Source organism: Brevibacterium sp. VCM10 (assembly GCF_000583215.1).
GTDB lineage: Bacteria > Actinomycetota > Actinomycetes > Actinomycetales > Brevibacteriaceae > Brevibacterium > Brevibacterium linens.
Genome location: NZ_JAJB01000035.1, coordinates 43,773 through 62,820 on the forward strand (window position 1 = coordinate 43,773; position 19,048 = coordinate 62,820).

14 protein-coding genes are annotated in these 19,048 nt (G+C 63.7%); 4 read left to right on the forward strand and 10 right to left on the reverse strand.

What is annotated here, in order from left to right; translation table 11 throughout:
• Nucleotides 1-16: 16 nt before the first annotated feature.
• Complete coding sequence (locus AD89_RS0111320; protein ID WP_197021743.1) at nucleotides 17-1,705, forward strand: FAD/NAD(P)-binding protein; 1,689 nt, start codon at nucleotides 17-19, stop codon at nucleotides 1,703-1,705.
• Between the two features lie 21 nt (nucleotides 1,706-1,726).
• On the opposite strand, the gene AD89_RS19330 is transcribed toward AD89_RS0111320, so the two are convergent.
• From AD89_RS19330 to AD89_RS0111340, 4 genes are read right to left on the reverse strand one after another with little or no spacing between them, the layout of a single operon-like run.
• Nucleotides 1,727-3,982 (reverse strand): helix-turn-helix transcriptional regulator, encoded by a 2,256-nt coding sequence (locus tag AD89_RS19330; protein WP_025778936.1) that lies wholly within the window; start codon nucleotides 3,980-3,982, stop codon nucleotides 1,727-1,729.
• The gene (locus tag AD89_RS0111330; protein ID WP_025778938.1) at nucleotides 3,979-4,968 is read right to left on the reverse strand and encodes an LCP family protein; all 990 of its coding nucleotides are present in this window, start codon (nucleotides 4,966-4,968) and stop codon (nucleotides 3,979-3,981) included. Before AD89_RS0111330 ends, AD89_RS19330 begins: the two co-directional genes overlap by 4 nt.
• Nucleotides 4,965-6,053 (reverse strand): aminotransferase class I/II-fold pyridoxal phosphate-dependent enzyme, encoded by a 1,089-nt coding sequence (locus tag AD89_RS0111335; protein WP_231488598.1) that lies wholly within the window; start codon nucleotides 6,051-6,053, stop codon nucleotides 4,965-4,967. Before AD89_RS0111335 ends, AD89_RS0111330 begins: the two co-directional genes overlap by 4 nt.
• 41 nt (nucleotides 6,054-6,094) lie before the next feature.
• Nucleotides 6,095-8,047, reverse strand: a complete 1,953-nt coding sequence (locus AD89_RS0111340) for a nucleoside-diphosphate sugar epimerase/dehydratase (protein WP_025778942.1) — start codon at nucleotides 8,045-8,047, stop codon at nucleotides 6,095-6,097.
• A gap of 350 nt (nucleotides 8,048-8,397) precedes the next feature.
• On the opposite strand from AD89_RS0111340, the gene AD89_RS0111345 reads away from it, so the two are divergent.
• Entirely contained in the window at nucleotides 8,398-9,435 is a 1,038-nt protein-coding gene (locus AD89_RS0111345; RefSeq protein WP_025778944.1) for a glycosyltransferase, read from the forward strand.
• Nucleotides 9,425-10,480, forward strand: coding sequence for a glycosyltransferase family 2 protein (locus AD89_RS0111350; RefSeq protein WP_025778945.1), 1,056 nt, complete (start codon nucleotides 9,425-9,427; stop codon nucleotides 10,478-10,480). Before AD89_RS0111345 ends, AD89_RS0111350 begins: the two co-directional genes overlap by 11 nt.
• Nucleotides 10,481-10,570: 90 nt before the next feature.
• Here the strand turns inward: AD89_RS0111350 and AD89_RS0111355 are convergent, their stop codons facing one another.
• Together AD89_RS0111355 and AD89_RS0111360 are read right to left on the reverse strand one after the other, a co-directional pair.
• Nucleotides 10,571-11,665: an EpsG family protein gene (locus AD89_RS0111355; protein WP_025778947.1), complete on the reverse strand. Its 1,095-nt coding sequence runs from the start codon at nucleotides 11,663-11,665 to the stop codon at nucleotides 10,571-10,573.
• Nucleotides 11,662-13,191 carry a polysaccharide biosynthesis tyrosine autokinase gene (locus tag AD89_RS0111360; protein ID WP_025778949.1) on the reverse strand — a complete coding sequence of 510 codons (1,530 nt, stop codon included), beginning with the start codon at nucleotides 13,189-13,191 and terminating at the stop codon, nucleotides 11,662-11,664. Before AD89_RS0111360 ends, AD89_RS0111355 begins: the two co-directional genes overlap by 4 nt.
• Before the next feature lie 304 nt (nucleotides 13,192-13,495).
• On the opposite strand from AD89_RS0111360, the gene AD89_RS0111365 reads away from it, so the two are divergent.
• The gene (locus AD89_RS0111365) at nucleotides 13,496-14,764 is read left to right on the forward strand and encodes a lipopolysaccharide biosynthesis protein (protein ID WP_155807421.1); all 1,269 of its coding nucleotides are present in this window, start codon (nucleotides 13,496-13,498) and stop codon (nucleotides 14,762-14,764) included.
• 27 nt (nucleotides 14,765-14,791) lie between these two features.
• Here AD89_RS0111365 and AD89_RS19335 read toward each other — a convergent pair whose 3' ends face one another.
• The 4 genes from AD89_RS19335 to AD89_RS19705 form a co-directional block, all read right to left on the reverse strand.
• The gene (locus tag AD89_RS19335) at nucleotides 14,792-15,433 is read right to left on the reverse strand and encodes an arsenate reductase/protein-tyrosine-phosphatase family protein (protein ID WP_025778953.1); all 642 of its coding nucleotides are present in this window, start codon (nucleotides 15,431-15,433) and stop codon (nucleotides 14,792-14,794) included.
• 5 nt (nucleotides 15,434-15,438) lie between these two features.
• Complete coding sequence (locus AD89_RS18505; protein WP_025778955.1) at nucleotides 15,439-17,055, reverse strand: polysaccharide biosynthesis tyrosine autokinase; 1,617 nt, start codon at nucleotides 17,053-17,055, stop codon at nucleotides 15,439-15,441.
• A 154-nt stretch (nucleotides 17,056-17,209) separates the two neighbouring features.
• Nucleotides 17,210-17,833: an arsenate reductase/protein-tyrosine-phosphatase family protein gene (locus tag AD89_RS18510; RefSeq protein ID WP_025778957.1), complete on the reverse strand. Its 624-nt coding sequence runs from the start codon at nucleotides 17,831-17,833 to the stop codon at nucleotides 17,210-17,212.
• Nucleotides 17,833-18,939 (reverse strand): sugar transferase, encoded by a 1,107-nt coding sequence (locus AD89_RS19705; RefSeq protein ID WP_025778959.1) that lies wholly within the window; start codon nucleotides 18,937-18,939, stop codon nucleotides 17,833-17,835. The genes AD89_RS18510 and AD89_RS19705 overlap by 1 nt, the downstream gene beginning before the upstream one ends.
• Nucleotides 18,940-19,048 lie beyond the last annotated feature (109 nt).

Sequence of the window (19,048 nt, forward strand, 5' to 3'; positions counted from 1 at the left end):
CAAAGAGGCGACCACCATGATGAGCAGTTCAGTTCCATATCTGACGGATATCGCAATCCTCGGCTCCGGTGCGTCAGGGACCCACGGTCTCCTGAAGATCCTCTCTCGGATATCGGACAACAGGGCATCGCTCCTCGCACCCGTGCGCATCACCGTCATCGATCGTGACCGGCAGTTCCACTCAGGGCTGCCCTACGGACATCGCTCCGGACGATCTTCGCTACTGATCTCAGAACTTCAGCATTTCCTTCCCGACCGCGAACTCAGCGCATTCATCGCCTGGCTGGAGCAGCGACGTGAAGTGATGCTGCGGTGGGCTATCGAAGGATCGACCCCGGATTCCCCTCTCGCCGAAGCCATGGAAATCGAGTGGATCCTCCGCCATGAAGACGACATCCGAGATGGCCGCTGGGAGCGCCTCTATCTGCCCCGACGGCTCTACGGTCAGCATCTTGCCGAGCTCGTCACCGAAGCAGTCGAGACAGCCCGCGACTTCGCCGATGTCGAATTCGTCCACGCAGACATAGATGAAATCACCCACACCGAAGATGGCGATGTGCTTCTGAGCCAACACGACGGACCGGGCACGACCCGTTTCGAGATTCATGCCCGCTCTCTGCTTCTGGCGATCGGTTCGCCTCCCGTCAAAGAGCTCTCCGTGGTCGCCGGCGAACACAATGCCAGCCCAGACAGTGCGGTGACCGACGGGGTCCGACTCGAATCGGGCATCATTGCTGACCTCCACGAACCGAGTCTTGAACACGTCATCGAGCGGACCTGGGCCAGACTCGACTCGCTGCCGAAGGACCAGCGCGACATCCTCCTCGTCGGCGGCAATGCCGATGCCTTGGAATTCATCCTCGCCTCGCACCGACTCCGCCGGGCCACTGCGTCTCGTCTTCATATCCTGTGCTCACGTGGACGACCGCACTACTGGCACCACGACAGACCGGGAGAGACGGCCTCGACGCCGCTGCTCGACCGACTGCTCGCCGCCGCCAGAGCGGGTGAGCCATTACGTGCGCTCGAGCTCAGCCGCACGGTCAAAGCAGAACTCACCGCAGCAATAGACAACGGAAACGTCAATTCCACGATCTCGGTGCTCATCGGTGCAGTCGGTTCTTCCCTCGCCTATATGGACAACTACGAGCGATGCTCGATGGCCACCGAGTACGGACTGATCATCAACGACCTCCTGCGTCGTGCCGGCGGTGATTCTCTCGACCTCCTCGTCGAAGGCGTCGAAAACGGCACCATCGATTTCGTTCCCGGTCGCTTCCGCGAAGCTCGGATCACGGACAACCGCGTACAGGTCACAGTCGATCCACCGGCCGACTCGACACCGGCGGTGGAGTCCTCGTCGACCGTACCTGCTCCGCACTATGCTGTCGTCGTCAACGGGATGGGATTCGAGCGGGTGACCGACACCCGTTCAGCCCTGCTGCGACAGATGCTCGGTTCCGGAGTCGTCCGTGCCTCCGCATCACGAACGGGCCTGGTCCTGGACTCATCGTTCAGAGCTGCCTCCGGGATCTACGTCCTCGGGCCGCTCATCGCCGGCCACGCTCATGGTACGGCCGCCTACTGGCACATCGAGAGCGTTGCCAGAATCCTCTCGCTGGCCGGCCAAGTCGCCGAGAAACTAGTCGTCGACCTACTCGATCGGCAGACGTTGAAAGCGCGCGTGCCGGTCCCTGCTCAGTGAGCGCGGACCGGCCGACTCCTCCTACGCACCTCCGGAGTCGAGGTACCCGAGATTCCGGGCCCGCGCGACCGCCGCATCACGGCTGTTGACTCCGAGCTTGCGATAGAGCGACGAGAGATTGTTCTTGACCGTACCCTGAACCAGCATGAGATCGTGGGCGATTTCGGCAACGCTCGCGCCGCGTTCGAGACCTTCGAGCAGGACCATCTCGCGGGGCGCGAGCGTCGGAAAGTCCACCACACCGATCACTGCGGAACCGAGATTGCCCAACCGTTCGATCAAGCGCTCCGGCGCGCCTCCGGCGGTGAGTTCGTCGCCGTCCGACGGTGATACGATCTTCACGATCTTCTGCCACACCAACCGGTCTGCGCTCGCGCGGAGAAGTTCACGTCGTTCGACGATGGGCATCTGAACGACCGGCAGCAGCGACCCCACGAGCGCTGAGAGCTCCAGCAGTTCCGCGAAGGAGTTTAGCGCCTCCTCCTTGTCGCCGAGGCGAAGCAGTGCCGCAGCCTTGATACCGGTGAGTTCGGCCCTGTCCCGAGTGCAGATGTGGTTCTCGTAGTACTGTGCCTCGGCGATTCTCACAGCCGCGCCGTTGCGGCCCGCCGCTAGTTCACCACGAGCATGGAGCACCTGCCCGATGCCGTGGGGCCCGCTGATCGTCTCCAGGAGCTTCTCCGCTCGGTGCAGCTGCCCGAGGCTGATGAGCATGCCGATGCGTGAGGCGGCCAGCGACTCGATCCGTCTTTCCGTGGCAGCGGCTCTGTGTGCGTGCACATCGATCGACTCCTCTGCCCGCAGCAGAGTCGACCGTGTGGTCGCGACGAGCTGAATGAGCGACCGTTCGATGATCGGCACGTGGTACCACAGTTCGCCCATGTCCGGATACTCGCGCATACGCTGCACCACTGCTTCGACATCTGCAAGATTGAGGGCGTCGAGACTGCGGTATGCCTGAACGACGAGCACTGTGGGTCGGAACATCTGCTCCTGTACGAACGGAGGGGAGTCGAACAGTGCGAACTCAGCGAGAACAGCATCGGCACGCTCTTGATCTCCGGCGAGATACGACGCCAGAGCAGACCATGCGATGACTGCCGGGGCCAGAAAATCTCCCGGTGCCGCTTCCTCTTTCACTTCGTCTTCGATCGACCGCAGCAGCGCCAGCGCGCGGCCCGGATCGTCGGCCAGCACACTGTGAATGGATGCTTGCAGACGGACGACCCGGTAGGAACGCCGAGCCACTCCGCCGGTGGTCCAGGAAGCTCCCGACTCAGCTGCGATGCGGTGCTCCCCATCACTTCCGAGGCGTGCCATCTCGTCCATAACTGTATGGAATCTCATGGAAGTTCCGATCTCCTCGACTGGCTGGGACTCGTCGTCCGAGCCGCCTTGCACTGGCTGTACTGTGTATTTGGCTTGAGATGTCCTGGGCGCGGTCAGGCGAGCCACGCAGGCGCGGACCGAATCCGGGAACTCCATCTCGGCGCTGGTGCCGGGGCTGAGCAGGGCCTCTTGGGCATTGGTCGCCACCGTCGTGATCTCTTCGAGTTCCGGGACGGCTCGCAGGGCAGAGGCCGGAAGACGGGCGAATGCCGGCACGCTGGACCGGGGGTAGAGGTAGAAGATCGGATACCCGCAGGTGAGGAATATCCGGTCGAGCAGCCTCCATTGACGAGTCCTGCGGGCGAGGGTGACCGCGTTGTCCAGCAGCAGGGCCTCCGGAGACCCTGCCAATTCCACCTGTGCGGTGAGCGCCTCGGCCAGGGAGATCTCCGCGGTCTCGCACCCGTCACCCGCTGTGCTCTCGGTGAGGACTCTGCGAGCCCACGCCGCGATGAGGACCGGAACGCGCCACGGCGCGCCCCCGGTTCCCTGGGTCACCGCACCCGAAATCTGCAAGTGCAGCAGCAGTGTTGGACCGTCGGTGCGCAGATGCTCGGGCCATTGGTCGAGGGCCACGTCCAGAGCGACCTCGGCAACATCGTCATCGAATCCGTCGAGCAGTGACAGCACCCCGAGCGCACGGTGGTCCGCACCTGAGAGCGACAGCGAGAACTCGTCAGTCTGCGCTACTGCGAAGTCCGCCAGTGCCGTGGAACTCACGAGCTCGGTCAGCCCTCGTCCGCTGTGTTCGACAGCGTCGACGGCGGCTCCGGCCAAAGTCGCCCAGCCACCACTGGCGATCTGCAGGGCAGAGGCCTCATCCTGCGTAAGATCGAATCGGTCCCGCAACTGGTCCGCGGTCAGTCGCAGTGCGGCTTGGTTGGTCATCGATGTCGCACCGTCGCTCCAGCAGCGAAGTCGCCGACGGAATCGGCAGCGATGAATCGTTTCAATTCCTCCAAGTCGTATCGGTCTGCCAGACGCTGTCCGCCGTCATCGACCGCGGCGACATCGCCAGCGACCGGCAGAGAGATGAAGTCGATGTCGTCCTCATGGACAGCTCCCAGCTGCGAGCCGAGCTCCACGAGCGTGCTGGCGTCGAATCCCGAGTCCACACTCAGATAGGGGCTGATCTCCTTGACCGCGGCCGAGAGCTTCAGCGGATCGGACAGGTGACCCGTCGACACCAGCTCCGAACCGGCGGAACGGATGAATTCCTGTCGGTTGGCGACGCGCTGCAGCTCCCCTTCCGGGAGCGCACCATGACCGCTGAAGAACGCGAGCGCGGAGGAGCTGTCGAGCAGGTTCAGACCCGAGGTGAAGTCGTGGCCGTCTGACTCGAATGCCGCCGTCGACTCGACCTCGACGCCTCCGAGGAGGTCCGCCAGGACGTCGAGCATGGCCAGATCGACGAGGACCACGTGATCGATGTCGGTTCCGAGGAGGTTCGACACGGCGCGCACACTCATCGGCAGGCCGAGTGAGACAGCGGACCCGATCGTCTCATTCTCGCCTCCCGGCAGACTCGCCGAGGCGTCTTCCGGAATCGAGACGACCTGGATTCCACTGCGGTCGGCCGGTATATGGGCGAGCATGACGAGATCGGCATCGATCGCGCCGTCATCCGCAGATCCCGCATCGCCCTGCGGATTCACGGTGCCGATGAGGAGTATGTCGACGGCCGAGGAATCCCGAGATTTCCCTGTCTCGGTCGGCGAGCTCAGCTGTTCGGTCAGATCGGGATCGCTGATCGTCGTCACGCCCCGATTCCAGGACATCGCGAGATACCCGTAGTAGGCACCGATCCCGGCACCGAAGACGAGCAGCGCGACGACCGTGAGCCCTGCGCACAGGACTGCAGTACGCTTCCTCATACTGCGACCGCCTCTCCGATGGCCGACGTTATCTCAGCGGCAACCGTGCTTCTGTCATCCGTGGTCAGATCGGTACTCGACGGCAGTGCCAGACCTGTGCGGTACAGCGCTTCGGCGCGACCGGTGATATAGCGCAGATCGCAACCGGCATGAACGGGCTGCAGGTGCATCGGGTTGAACACCGGGCGTGTTTCGATTCCGCGCTGCAGCAGAGTCTCCCCCAGCGCTGACGCGTCTGTGCCCGATTCCGGCCCGACGACGAGGACACTCATCCAACAGTTGCCGTCGGCAGCGGGAAGCAGGTCAAGTCCTGCAACGTGCGCCAGTGCCCGGGCATAGCTCTGATAATGTTCGCGTTTCTTCGCCACGATCGCGTCGAGCCGGTCGAGCTGAGCAGTGCCCAAAGCGGCGAGGAGGTTCGACAGACGGTAGTTGTACCCGACCTCGGTGTGCTCATAGTGAAGTACCGGCTGTCTCGCCTGAGTCGAGAGATAGCGGACACGTTCAGCCGTCTCCAGATCGGAGCACAGAACCGCCCCGCCCGATGAGGTCGTGACGATCTTGTTGCCGTTGAAAGACAGTGCCGCGACGGCTCCGAAGGATCCGGCCGGTGCGGCATCTGTTCCTGCTCCCAACGACTCCGCAGCGTCGGAGATGACGACGGCGCCGACCGTGTCGGCGATTCGGACGATCCGCCGATAGTCGGCCGGCCTGCCATACAGATCGACAGGCAGAACCGCGCGGATCGGCCGGTCCGAGGACTGCGCGTCAGAGCATGCCACTTCTAGGACGGACGTATCCATCAGCCCCGCTTCGTCGCAGTCGATGAAGACCGGTTCGGCGCCCACATAGTGCACGGCGTTGACCGTCGCCGCGAAGGTGAGGGTCGGAACCGCCACCCGGTCGCCGCGTCCGATCCCCTGCGACAGCAGCGCCAGGTGCAGCGCGGCGGTGCCGGAGCTCACCGCCACTACGTGTGAGCGGCCGGTGACTGCTGCCAGTCGCGACTCGAATTCGTCGAGCTGAGGACCCGCCGGGGCGACCCAGCCTGACCGCAGAGCAGTGACGATCGCCTGTTCTTCCAACTCCCCTACAGAGGGGAGGCAAAGGGGAATCCTCATCTCCGTCATGCCCTTCCCTGTGCGGTCAGCCCGAGAGCCTCGGCTCCGCGGTCGAGGTCGATGTCGGGCAGCGCCTCTGAGACGGCCGCTGGTTCCCGGGGGCCGGTGTCACCATGCCCATCAGCGGCTGCGGCCGCAGTCTGCGGTGTCCCTGCGGCATCGACCGCGATGAGGTAGCTGTTGCGAATGGCCTCGAGCGACGCCGTTGGATCGGGTACTGCCTCGGGGTCCAGAGGAGGCACGTCAACGGTCCACGACACGCCGTTTTCCGAAGTTCGGCCAAGTTCCTCCGGGGAGAAGAGCTCTTCATTCATCTTCTCGCCGGCGCGCAGTCCTGTGTAGACGATGGGGCAAGTTCGTCCCGCCACCGCCATCAGCCGCTTGGCGAGATCGACGATGCGCACAGGTTCGCCCATATCCAGCACCTGCGTCTGCCCGCTGCCGCCCAGAGCGGCGGCGCGCAGGACCAGCAGGCAGGCTTCGGGAATCGTCATGAAGAAGCGCGTGACATCGGGATGCGTCACTGTCAGCGGTCCACCGCGGCGGATCTGATCCGCAAACGAGATGAGAACCGATCCGCGCGAGCCGAGGACGTTGCCGAACCGCACCGAGACGTAGGGAAGACCGGTTGCCGCAGCGAAATGAGCAGTGAATCGCTCCGCGACGAACTTCGATCGGCCGAGCTCGCTGCTGGGATTCGCCGCTTTGTCCGTGGAGATGTTGACGAACCGTCCCACACCATGTTTCTGCGCCGCTTTCAGCACATTCAGGGACCCGTGCACATTGGTCTTCCACCCCTCGGCCGGGTAGCTCTCGAGCATCGGCAGGTGTTTGAGAGCAGCCGCGTGGACGACGATGTCCGGCTTGAGCTCGGCGAAGACCTGATCGAGCGCCTGAAGATCGCGGATATCCGCGAGAACGAGGTCGGGAGAGTCCATCAGTGCACGGCCCTCGAGGCTCATGCACAGTGAGTGCAGCTCGGACTCGTCACGGTCGAGCATGATCAGGCGGCGGGGACCGTGGCGGGAGATGATCCGGCACAGTTCCGAGCCTATCGATCCACCCGCACCGGTGACCAGGACGGTGCGGCCCTCGACGAGCTGAGAGATCTGCTCGCTCTCGGGCTCTGCCGCCGGCCGGCCGATGAGGTCGGTGACGTCGAGGTCGCGGATGTCGGCGATGCCGACGTCCGAAGAGAGCATGTCCAACGGTGAGGGCACGGCTCTGACCCAGATCTGTTCCGAATCGAGACGCTGCACCAGCGACGCGAACACCTTCGCAGGGGCATCGGCGATGCCGACGATCACTCCGTCGGCTCCGGAGGAAGCGACTACCTCGGCGATGGAGCGGGTGGTGCCTCGCACCGGAACGCCGTGGATGAGCTGGCGGACCTTGGTGGGATCGTCATCGACGATCGCCACCGGCCGATACGGGCTGAGCGGATCAGCCATCATCTGTGAGACGAGCGATGCACCGAGATCCCCGGCGCCGACGATGACGACGGGTTCTCCGGATACGGGCACGAGGCGCAGCTGCCTGACGACTCTGATGAGCTGCCGGGTGAAGACCATGAGCGCCTGCGCGAAGAGGAGAGCCAGCAGCAGCCAGGGAATGTCCTCACGATATTCGGGGACCACCCCTGCCAGAGCAGCGCCGGTGAAGAGGACGGCCGCAGCCATTCCCTGGTTGCGCAGCTCGTGGTCGGAGCCGAGTTCGTAGCGATTCCGGTAGAGCGAGAGCAGATAGCCGAGGGCGAGCTGACCGATGATGAGCATCGGCAGCAGCAGGAAGAACTCGCCTCCCCAGACCCGCCCGAAGAGGGAGACGACGAGGAACCACGACACGACGACGGCTGCCGCGTCGATGCAGGCGAGCCCGAGAGAGCTGGAGTAGAGCCGGCGACGTCGTTTGTCGCCGGGAGCGGACAGGGGTTCTGGGAGTCCATTGAGAGTTTTCACGAGGCCCAGAGTTCCCCACCGACATCTCGGTCACTAGGGGGTCGACTCCGGACAGCTTCGCGTCATTACTCTGTCACGCACGGGTCATCACTGGCGCTCGGTACTCAGCCCCCTGATCTCCGCCCAGGCTCGAGCATAGCGGGGACCAGAACTGCTGGTCAGAGGCTTGGCGGCGGTCATATGGCTGAGTTCCGTGGGTGAACCGCACCGGGCCTGCGGGAGCCCGCAGTTCGCTCTGCTCCGACGCCGTCCCGCTTCGTCAGACCCATATTCTGAGGAGGTCGGAGGGTGCGCAGAATGAAGGATGGTGGCGCGAAGTGAGAATCGGACTGTTAGCCAGCACTGGCGGGATGTTGGACTCCTTCTTCATCGAGATCGCGGAGTCATGGCGTGCTCACGCCCATGATGTCAGCTTCGCCGCCGGATCACCGATGTCGGCCGCTCGAGCGACCGTGATCCCCGGGCTCTCCCGCAGACCCGACGTGGGCATGGTCAAGGCTCTGGGCGGGCTGCGGCGGTGGTCGGAACGCGAGAACCTCGACGTCATCGTCACGAACTCGGCGACCGCCTCGGCGCTGGTGAGACTGGCTCGCACACCAGCCCCGGTCGTCTACTTCTGCCACGGCCTCCACTGGAATGAGACCCGCACGATCGGCGATCGGGTCTGGCCTCTCATCGAACGCGCGCTCTTGTCGCGCACTGCCGGAGTCATCTCTCTGAACTCCGACGACCGGCGCTGGTTCGCCTCCCGATTCGGCGGCCGACCTCACCTGCATCTGTCGTTCGGGGTCGGTCTCGACCTGCTCGACTTCCCGGTGAGGCCGGTGCCTGAGGGGCCCCTCCGGCTCTGCTGGATCGGAGAGCTCTCTCCCCGGAAGCGCCCGCACCTCCCCCTCGAGATCGCGGCTCAGCTGCGAGACCACGGCATCGGCTTCCGCTTGGAGATGCTCGGTGACGGACCGCTCCGCACCGATATCGGCGCAGAGATCAGGAGCCGGGGTCTGTCAGGCATCGTGACTGCGAACGGACCCGGCGATGCCGCCGCAGCGATCGAACGCAGTCATGCCCTGGTGCACACCGCGCAGTGGGAGGGACTGCCGCGAGTCATGTTGGAGAGTCTGGCAATGGGATGTCCCAGCTATGCCTTCGATGTCAAAGGCGTGCGCGACATCCCCTTGGCACGATTCGCGCCCGACGGCGCGACCACCGAGCTGGCCGCTCGGATCGCCGCTGACTGGACCGCAGGACGACTGCTCGACCCGATGCCCTTCGACCGCAGCCTTCTCGACTGCTCGCATGCTGCCGATGGGATACGCCGCTTCCTGCCGACTCTCGTCGGAAGCGAAAGCGTGCCGCCTGGCGCAGAGACGATTCCCCATGGCGAATGAGCTGATCTCGGTCATCGTCCCCGTCTTCAACGGTGAGGGGTTCCTCGCGGATTGCCTGAGATCGGTCCTCAACCAGTGTCATCCGCAGCTCGAACTCATCGTCGTCGACGACGGCTCCACCGATTCCACACCGGCGATCATCGAAGGATTCGCCACACGTGATGATCGTGTGGTGAGTCTTCTCGCCGACCACGGCGGAGCGGCGAGGGCACGCAATGCTGCGCTCGACATCGCCCGCGGAGAATGGATCATGTTCGTCGATGCAGATGACGAGATGCTCAGCCCCTGTCTCCTCACCGCCGTTGCCGGGGTGAAGAGCTCCGGAGTCGACATCGTCACGTTCGAGACATCCGGCGACTCGCATGACCTTGCCGAGTCGCACGACCTAGCTCTGATTCCCCGGCATGTGTGTGCTGGTGAGAAGGTCTCGGAGGGTCCTCCCCGGCGCGTGCTCGATCCCGACTATCTGGCCCCGAGGGTCGTCGACGAGTCGCTCAACACCGTGTGGAACAAGGCGTACCGCCGCCGGACCGTGGAGATGTCCGGTGCACGATTCCCCGTCGGGGTCCGCCTCGGCGAAGATCTGCTGTTCAACCTCGCCGTCGCTCGTGGGGCGGTCGCCGCACTCCATCTGCCACTTCTCGGGTACTACTATCGGCAGAACAATTCGGCATCCGTGACCCGCCAGTTCCATCTCGGCAAGCATGCGGAGCTGATGACCGTCAACGATGCGCTCGCCGAATTCGCAGACGAGTTGGGTTCGGCCAGGCTGCGAGCCGCGGCCGGATATATTCGCGCCAAGAACGCAGTGTCGTCGACCCGAGACCTCCACCACCGGGGGTGCCCCCTGCCGCTGCGGAGGAAACTGACGACAGCCCGAAGCTATCGGGATTCGGCACCGCATGTGAACACCGCTGGCCTGAGCGCGATCCAGCAGGCCTTCGGGACCGCATACAACCTCATCGGACACCGCTCGCTGTTCGCCCTCACATGGCTGTTGGCTGTGCAGAAACGCCGGTTGCGCAGGGCTGCGCAACCGGCCTGAGCCGCGACGCCGCAGCACCCGGCCCGTCCCAGACACTCGTTCAGACTCTCGGCCAGTGCCTCGCACAGGTCCGCATTCAGTCGGACGGTTTCACATGGCGAGCAGGCGATCGACGACGCCCATGTAATCGCTCCATCCAATGAAAGCGATCATGAGGGCCACGCTGCCCCACCCCTGTCTCCACCCGGTGAGCGAGAGCACCGGCACTGTCAGGACCAGCGGGACGAGCGACCAGGAGTACCCCGCCACCCTGTCGCTGTAGTAGACGAATCCCAGAGCGAGGTAATACGTGTTGAGCAGAATGAAAGCGTGGAACAGCGGCGCGTACCAGTTCGGCAGATTGTCGAACTTCCGCAGCACGATGAAGCCGAAGATCACGACGCAGAGGCCGAGCGCCCAGAAGTCCAACCTGTTCGTCCCACCCGTGTAGAGTTCAGCGTTCTCTGGATCCGTGTAGGTCGCAAGCTCTTCGGACGACGATGCGAACGGTGCCAGCAGCGCGCCGTTCAGACCGGACAGGAACAGCAGCGAGAACAGCGCCCAGACCCCGAGGAGGAAGATGGTTCGGACCCTCGGCAACAGTCGGACGCCGAGGATGATCAGTGCTGCGGGGATCGCCGACCAGTGGAAGAGCGAGGCAACGGCCAGCAGCACGAGGAACTTCCACAGCCGGGTGTGCCGGCACAGCGCAACGATCCCGAGAATGAGGAACACCAATGACAGGCCCTGCCGCAGGAGATAGCTCGAATATCCGGTGAAGAACCCGAAGCAGAAAGTGATGTAGTACACGAGAGTGACCTGCCACGCAGAGCGCAGCAGCCACAGCAGCGCCAAAGCCATGATCGTCGAGCCCAACAGTGCGACGACGAAGAAATAGACTTGCGGATCATGGCTGAACAGGCCGATGAGCCAACTGAGGATCAGGAAGGCGGGTTCTCGCCCCTCCCCGGTGTAGGTGTAGAAGATTTCGTCGGCGGGGGCGAAGCTGAGGATCCGGAACTCCATCGAATAGATCGCTTTGTCGGAGATCTCATAATTGCTCACTGCTGCGACGACCGTGTTGATGAGCACGAGGGACACCAGTGGGAGCACGGCATTGCTCCAATGCCGCAACTTCGGGATCGCCCAACTGAGGACCAACATGACCACCCAGACAGTCGTCAGGGCGAACCAGATGGCGATCATGATCGGGAGACGCCTCCGTCTTCGCGGACCAGGGGCATCGGCCGCGTCTCCGGCCCTTCGAATGCCTCGGCCGGCGGTTCTGCCGATGCCTCATCTGCTTCCGGCACCGAGGCGGCCGATCCGTCCTGATCCACCGTACCGTCCGGACAGTCCGCGTCTTCCGGAATTGCCGGAACCACAGCGCGAATACCGTAGGCTCTGTGCCGATCGAATTCTGCACTCGACATCTTTGCGCGGTTGAGCACAAGACCGATCGGGGCTCCCAGTTCGTCCAATGCTCGAACCGACTCTGCTGCGGTCCGCGACCTGACTCTTCCCGCTGCTGCGACGAGAAGCGTCCTATGCGCGAGTTTTGACAGCACGAGGCCGTCGGCCACCGGCAGCAGCGGGGGACCGTCCATGATGACGAGGTCGAATCTGCCCGCGAGCTCGGACACCAGCTCGGTCATTGCGCGGGTTTCGAGAAGCTCCGTGGGGTTGGGCGGGATCTCCCCCGCAGCCAGCACGTGCAGGCCGTCTTCGCCCCAGGTCTGCAGCAGCTCATCGACACGGAGTCTGCTGACCAAGGCAGTCGTCAGTCCGACTGAGCCTTCGAGCCCCAGCCGTGACGCCACCGTGGGCCGACGCAGGTCGGCATCGACGAGGACAACGCTCTGACCTGCACGCGCGCTGGCAATGGCCAGGTCGATCCCGATCGTGGTCTTTCCTTCTCCCGGATGTGACGACGAGACGAGCAGCACGGTGCTGTCTTCGTCCACATGAGCGAAGCGGAGATTTGTCCGCAGCCTGAGGATGGATTCGCCTCGAACGCCGCCGATCGCAGGTTCGTCCCTGTTCGACCGGTAGGTGATTTCACGGTCTTCGGGAACAGCGGCCAGGAGAGGCGCCGAGGTGACCGCCGCCAGGTCGTTCTTCGTCCGGACGACGTTGTCGTAGGTTCCGCGCACTACCGCGACGGCGATTCCGGCCGCCAGACCGAGCAGTGCGCCGAGGGGAATGTACAGCCACTGCGGTGGTCCGTCGGGTTCTGAAGGCGGCACCGCCTGATTCGCTTCGATGAGGTCGATGGCCGAAGAATCGGTCTTTCCCGGATTCTCCAGCGTGCTGATCCGCTCCGTCAGGCTCCGTGACACGGCCGTTGCCAGTCGGGCGGCGCTGTCGGCATCGCCGGCTTTGGCCTGAACTGTGATGAGCACGGTCTCCGGATCGCTGATTGCCTCCACACGCGAGGCCAACTCACCCGGAGTCGTGTTGAGATCAAGATCGGCGATCACAGGCTCGAGGACCGATTTGGTGCCGACCATTCCCACGTAGGTCTGGATCCTCTCCTTGATGAAGTCGGAGGCCATTCGCATCTCATAGGGATCACCCGAAGTCGGCACGGACACGAACAGTTCGGTCCGTGCCGAATAGGAAGGCTGCATCAGAGCAGTGATCCCGAAGCCGGCCGCCCCACCGACGAAGATCATGGCGACGAGCAGGACGAGATGCCGGCGAAGAAGGCGGAGGAACTGTGTGATTTTCATCAGGCGTCATTTTCGATCGGGCCGGTGAACCGGCAGGAAACGACATCGCGGCGAGGCTCGATGTCCGGGGCTCGTGCTCACATGTTCAGCCTAGTGAGAGCCGGCCTGTTCGTAACCTGGAAGCGTGAGTCACTACGGTTCCCCGCGCAGAAAGCACGGAATGCCGCACGAGTCGCGCCCGCTCCCGCAATGACGATGCCACCTGGGACTCCCGACGGCCTTCCGGCGACATACTGGAGACCGGCCCCGCGGATTCGCAGGGAACCGCCGACCTACACGGAAGAGGAGCAGGAGGACACCGCAGGTGAATAGCTATCGTTCAGCCCTCTTCCTTGTGGCTGTGGGAAACATCGCCGTTGCAGGCGCCCAGTGGTACATCATCTGGCTGTTCGCCCAACAGGCAGGTCCGACCGCCGTCGGCCGCTATTCCACACTCATCGCCATGATGACGCCTGTTTTCATTGCATCCCAGTTGGGGCTGCGCAGCCTCTTCGTCACCCTGCAGAGACGAGTACGGTGGCAGATCTATCTCGGATGCCGCTTATCAACGGTCGGGCTGTCCGCGCTCATCATCATCGGACTGGTCATCAGCGTTCCGGATCAGCTCCACAGTTCCTTGGCGTGGCCGCTGCTGCTGATCAAGGTCAGCGACTCCATCGGAGACCTGTTCTACGCGCGCCTGCAGAAGTCCGAGCGCCTTCTCGCCTTCGGGCTCATCCTCATCATCGTGGCTCTACTCAGCGCTCTTGCCGTGACCGCAGCAGTCGTGACCACCGGATCGCCGGAGATCGCAGTGTGGGCAGCCGCCGTCGTCTCCGTCGGAGGAACAGCGGTCACCATGAAGGTCGCCTCTGCCCGACCACCCGAGACAGCCGCCGAAGCGAATGATCGAACGACAGCTCACGGAGAAGTCATCGCTCTCCTCGCTGCCGGCATCCCGATGTCGATGATGCAGGCAGTCTATTCACTGCTGTCCTATGTCCCCTTGGCCATCGTGGCCTGGTTCGGATCACCGGAAGACGTCGGCCGCTATGCTTCGGCCGCCTATCTGGTCGTCTTCGCAAACCTGGTCGGGGCCTCGATCGAGACGGTCGTGCTGCCGCGTTTCCGCGTGGTCCATGAATCCGACGGAGCCGATGTCCTGCGCAGAAGGGTCAGGAGACTGTGTTCAATCGGGCTGTTCGCACTCGCCCCCTTCGTCATCCTCGCGCTGTTCATCGGCCCGTGGCTGCTCACTGTGGTCTACGGAGCCGAGTTCGAACTCACTCGAGTCTCCGTGCTCTATCTGTCGCTGGCTGCAATCTGCACTCTTCCGACCTACCTGGCTTCGGCGAACCTGCTCGTCCTCAACCGCTATTGGGCGACCTTCTTCGTGGGTGCTACTGCGATCGTCGCGGTGCTCGTAGGTGGAGGTGCTGCCGGAACCGCCGGAATGCCGGCAGTCGAAGCTGGCAGCCTCGCAGTGTTCATCGGTTCGACCGTCCGGCTGCTCGGAGAGATTCTGTGCGCGAAGCCCCGTCGTGATTCGGCTTCGCCGAAGGAGCCGGCAGACGGTGCGGCCCTAGGCGGATGAGCACTGGCACTGCTGCCGAGCGAGTGCTCAGCCGTGGGATGAGCGAGCACTGCTGCGGTATTCCCAGTCGACGATATCGAACACGTCCGGAACCATCTCTTCGATCATCGTCCCGCTCAGCCGCGACCAGTCTTCGTGGGGGTCGATGACATCGTCGTGTTCCGGCCCATCGACGTTCGGCGTGCGCGATCGCTGTGCGTGGGCAACCAGTTCGGTCCAGCGCCGCATCGGAGCGTGGTGGAGCTCAGTCGAGAACGGGCGGACTATCCGCGCGAATTCGCGCAGTGTGAAAGACCGTCTGAGAGCTCTGGGGTCGACGATCACTGCTTGGCTGCGATGCTGCCGCTCCATGCCGAGGATGAGATCGGATGCGATGATGTCGGCGCGCTGCAGCCTCCTGGCCCGGAACCCGGAGAGGTCGAAGCCCCAGTCTGCGGCCAACGACCTGACCCCATGTGTCACAGGTGCTCCGCTCACACCAGCGGTGCCTGCGCTGTCGACTCGGAACCGCCCAGGGGACACCTCATCGAAGCCCTGCTGGAGCAGCCCGGCGGCCAGCGGAGAACGGAACAGGTTTCCTGTGCAGATGACGAGGATTCTGAACTCCGGCCGGTCTCGATCAGCCTGTCCTCGCTCCGGTTCGCTCCTCGACTCGATCGGGCGGCGCACGACGGTCAGCTCCGATCTCCGTGCCTGAACCGCCGCTTCGACCTCTTCCCGGATCGTCTCGCGAGAATCGCGGCTGCGGGAGACTGCTCGACTGTCCCGCGTCCCGTTCCTGCTTCAGCTCCCGGCCAAACGCGGGGAATGTTGGTCGTCGACTCCTTGCCCGACTGCTCGAGCACCCATTCGCCGAGGCCGGCCCGCTGCGTCAGAAGCGTGTTTTCGGCGCCGGAGCGTCTTCCGGATGGCACCAGCTGTGGGGGCGCGGACAGCACCTGCGAAGCAGAAGTGTACGCAACGGCATAACCGCTGATGTCTTCGTGGCCGAGGGGAACCTTGTTGACGACCAGACTCAGCGGCGTGTCGACTACGGACAGATCCTGCAGAGCTTCATCGAGTTCGTTGCGGGAGGCCTGGTTGAACGCGACGACGTGGATGATCCGTCCGGCGGACTTCGCAAGCAGCAGACCGTCGGTGACCGGCAGAATCGGCGGGCAGTCGAGGAGGACTGTGTCGAAGTCGTTGCCCAAGGTCGCCATGAGCTTGGCCATCGAACGTGATTCGATGAGTTCGACCGGATTGGCGACACTGTCGCCGGCAGTGAGCACATAGAGTTCGTCCTGCCCCCAGGGCTGGAGCAGATCGTGGACCTCAGCTGCCCCGATCAGGGCCGTCGTCAGTCCGGCAGAGTTCTCCAGTCCGAGCCGACCGGCAATGGCCGGCTGTCGCAGGTCGACATCGACGAGTGCGACCCGCTGCCCGGAATGCGCCAGCGAAACGGCCAGTTCGATGCAAGTCGAGGTCTTCCCTTCTGACGGAATCGACGAGGTGACAGCCAAGATGTTGCTCGAGTCCTCGACCCGTGCGAAACGCAGATTCGTCCTCAGCCGACGTATCGCCTCGGTGTAGGGTTCATCCTGGTGATCGGTCGCAGACCCTGTGCGGAACGAGGAGTCGCCGCGCACCGGCAGCGATCCGAGGATCGGCTGATGGGTGATCTCTCGGATTCCGGCGATATCGCGGATCTTCGAGTCCACTGCCGATCTGAAGAGTGCGGCAGCGATGCCAAGTGCAGCCCCGATTGCCATTCCGACGAGCACGAACATCCACCACGCCGCACCGTCCGGAGCCATCGGGACGCTCGCATCGTTGGCGACGGCCAGGCGAATGCCCGACTGGGCTTTGCCATGGCGAGACTCGAGGTCGGTGATGGTCTGCGTGAGGCTGTCGGCAACGGTCTCTGAGAGCACCGCCGCTTCGCCCGGCGTGGCGGCGGTGGCATCGACGGTCAGCATCACGGTTCCATACCCTGATGAGGCTGAGACTTTGTCGGCCAGTTCCTCAGGAGCGACGTCGAGGCCCAGGTCGCTGATGACCGGTTCGAGCACTTTTCGTGAGCTCGCGAGGTCGACATAGGTCCGCAGCCGTTCCTGAACGAAGGCAGAGGCAATCTGCTTCTGGTCGGGGTTCGCGGCTTCGACCGTCGAGACGAACAGTTCGGTCTGGGAGGTGTACTCACGCTTCTGCAGGAGGAACGCAGCCGCAGCGCACAGACCGCCCACAGTGATCATCACGATCAGCAGAACGGCGTTCTTGCGCAGGATCCGCACATAGTCGACGATGCTCATCTCGGTTCCAATCGGGTCGGAGTACAGGCAGCGGTGCCGCTGTTCGCTCTCAACCCTACGTTCGCTCAGACCGGGCCAGTCGGTGTCGCTGCCGGGCTTGCGGCGTCCCGCAAGGAACCTGCGGCAGGCGGATCATCCTGCTTCTCCTTACAGCTCAGCGTCGACCTTCGGCGACGGCCGCCGGCATGTCCCAGTATCCGATCGCTTCGACGGCCCGATCGATCTGAGCGCACATGCGTTCGAAGGTCCGCAGGGGCCGGTTCAGAGGGTCGATGACATCATCGTCGCTGCCGTCGCCCTCCGGTGCGGTCCGATAGCGGGGAGCCAGAGCGGCCAGGGACTGCCATCTGCCGATAGGCGTCGCCAGCCGTTCAGGACGGATCGAGGGCAGGATGCGGGCGAATTCCCGCAGCGTGAAGGTCTTCCGCAAGGCAGATGGAGCCAAGCTGACGACTTCTCGGCGCACCGCCCGATCCATCACCAGGATGAGGTCGGCGTCGTTGGCTGTCGCCTCGTCGAGTTCGCGTGCGACGAAGCCGTGCAGTCTGATGTTGCGCCTCGCCGCCAGTTCCAGCACTTCGACGACCGCAGGTTGTCCCGTGACGGCTTGCGTGCCGGCGCTGGACACTGCGAACTCTCCGAGTGCCCTGTCATCGAGTTCTCGCTGCAGGATCTGCGCGGCCAGAGGAGACCGGCAAGTGTCCCTCACTCCGACTATGAGTATTCGAAACTCTGAGGGCATCACGGCCCAGGCCCCATTCTTGTCTCTGCGCGTCATCAGGCGGTCTCCACGGTCGTGTCGGTCTGAGAAGTCCGTGCTCGTGGCAGCAGTCCCATCTGCCTGCACGAGAGCGGTATGTTCTGAGGCGAAATGGCATCAGGTACGGATTCCGGCCAGAGACGGCACACGACGACGATCTCATCGTCGTGATTCTCCGGTGCGTCGCCCAACAGCCGCGAAACCTCGTCGCAGTCGCTGAAACCTGCATTGGCGAGGATCGCCAGGTCCTGACTGTCGGGCGGCAGGACCCAGGCTGCGAATGTCGCTTCGGTCGCCCGCGCCCGGTTCGTGACCAGGCGGATGACTTCGCGACGGACTTCCTCATCGTTCTCGGCATCGGGATGGGCGTCGAAGAGGATCACTGCGGCGTCAGCACCGGACTGCGAGATATCGCATCGACCGACCACGTCGCCGGCTGTGGTCCTCACCGACCAGGATCTCTTCTGCTCCCCGCACCCATCCTCGTCGAACACCAGAAGATCCGACTTCAGAGTCCCGCCGAAGTTGTCTGCGGTCGCTTCACCGTCCTGGCTGATTCCGTCGGCGCGCAACACGATTCCGATGGTTCGGAAGACGATTCTCAGATCGACGGAGAGGCTCACCGAGTCCACGTACTCGGTGTCGAGATCGAAGCGGTCATCCCAATGAATCCGATTCCGACCGCTGACCTGTGCCAGCCCGCTCAGCCCTCCGCGAACCAGATGCCTCCGCCGCTGCTCGGGGGAATAGTGCTGCAGGTAGCGAGTCGGCAGCGGGCGGGGGCCGATGAAACTCATCTCACCGCACAGAATATTCCACAGGCTCGGAAGTTCGTCCAGGCTGCTCGAGCGCAGCAGCCGACCGAACCGGGTCAGTCTCTGAGCGTCCGTGATCAGCCCCCGCGCCGGATCGGCATTGAGCATGGTGCGAAACTTCCAGAGTCGGAAGACCCGCTCACCTTTCGTCACTCTCTGCTGAGTGAAGAAGACCGGCGACCCGAGAAATACGAGCACTAGGACGGCGACGACGGCGAAGATCGGTGAGAGGACGAGCAGCGCCAGGAGCGCACCGACGAAATCGAGCATCCTCTTGACTGTGTGATATCCGTTCGAAGTCGACGGCATGGCGACTCACTCCTTCGTTCTCAAGCTGTTCCTCAGACTAGTCAGACGGGGCCGCCTGGATAGGCGGCTTGCCCTCCTCATGCGGGTTGCCGCCATTCTCATGTGGTCC

Excerpts from the sequence above, each read along its gene's own strand:
- AD89_RS0111345 (WP_025778944.1), top strand. The coding sequence starts at position 8,398 with ATGTTGGACTCCTTCTTCATCGAGATCGCGGAGTCATGGCGTGCTCAC.
- AD89_RS19705 (WP_025778959.1), bottom strand. The coding sequence starts at position 18,939 with ATGCCGTCGACTTCGAACGGATATCACACAGTCAAGAGGATGCTCGAT.
- AD89_RS18510 (WP_025778957.1), bottom strand. The coding sequence starts at position 17,833 with ATGACGCGCAGAGACAAGAATGGGGCCTGGGCCGTGATGCCCTCAGAG.
- AD89_RS19330 (WP_025778936.1), bottom strand. The coding sequence starts at position 3,982 with ATGACCAACCAAGCCGCACTGCGACTGACCGCGGACCAGTTGCGGGAC.
- AD89_RS0111330 (WP_025778938.1), bottom strand. The coding sequence starts at position 4,968 with ATGAGGAAGCGTACTGCAGTCCTGTGCGCAGGGCTCACGGTCGTCGCG.
- AD89_RS0111320 (WP_197021743.1), top strand. The coding sequence starts at position 17 with ATGATGAGCAGTTCAGTTCCATATCTGACGGATATCGCAATCCTCGGC.
- AD89_RS0111350 (WP_025778945.1), top strand. The coding sequence starts at position 9,425 with ATGGCGAATGAGCTGATCTCGGTCATCGTCCCCGTCTTCAACGGTGAG.
- AD89_RS18505 (WP_025778955.1), bottom strand. The coding sequence starts at position 17,055 with ATGAGCATCGTCGACTATGTGCGGATCCTGCGCAAGAACGCCGTTCTG.
- AD89_RS0111360 (WP_025778949.1), bottom strand. The coding sequence starts at position 13,191 with ATGAAAATCACACAGTTCCTCCGCCTTCTTCGCCGGCATCTCGTCCTG.
- AD89_RS0111355 (WP_025778947.1), bottom strand. The coding sequence starts at position 11,665 with ATGATCGCCATCTGGTTCGCCCTGACGACTGTCTGGGTGGTCATGTTG.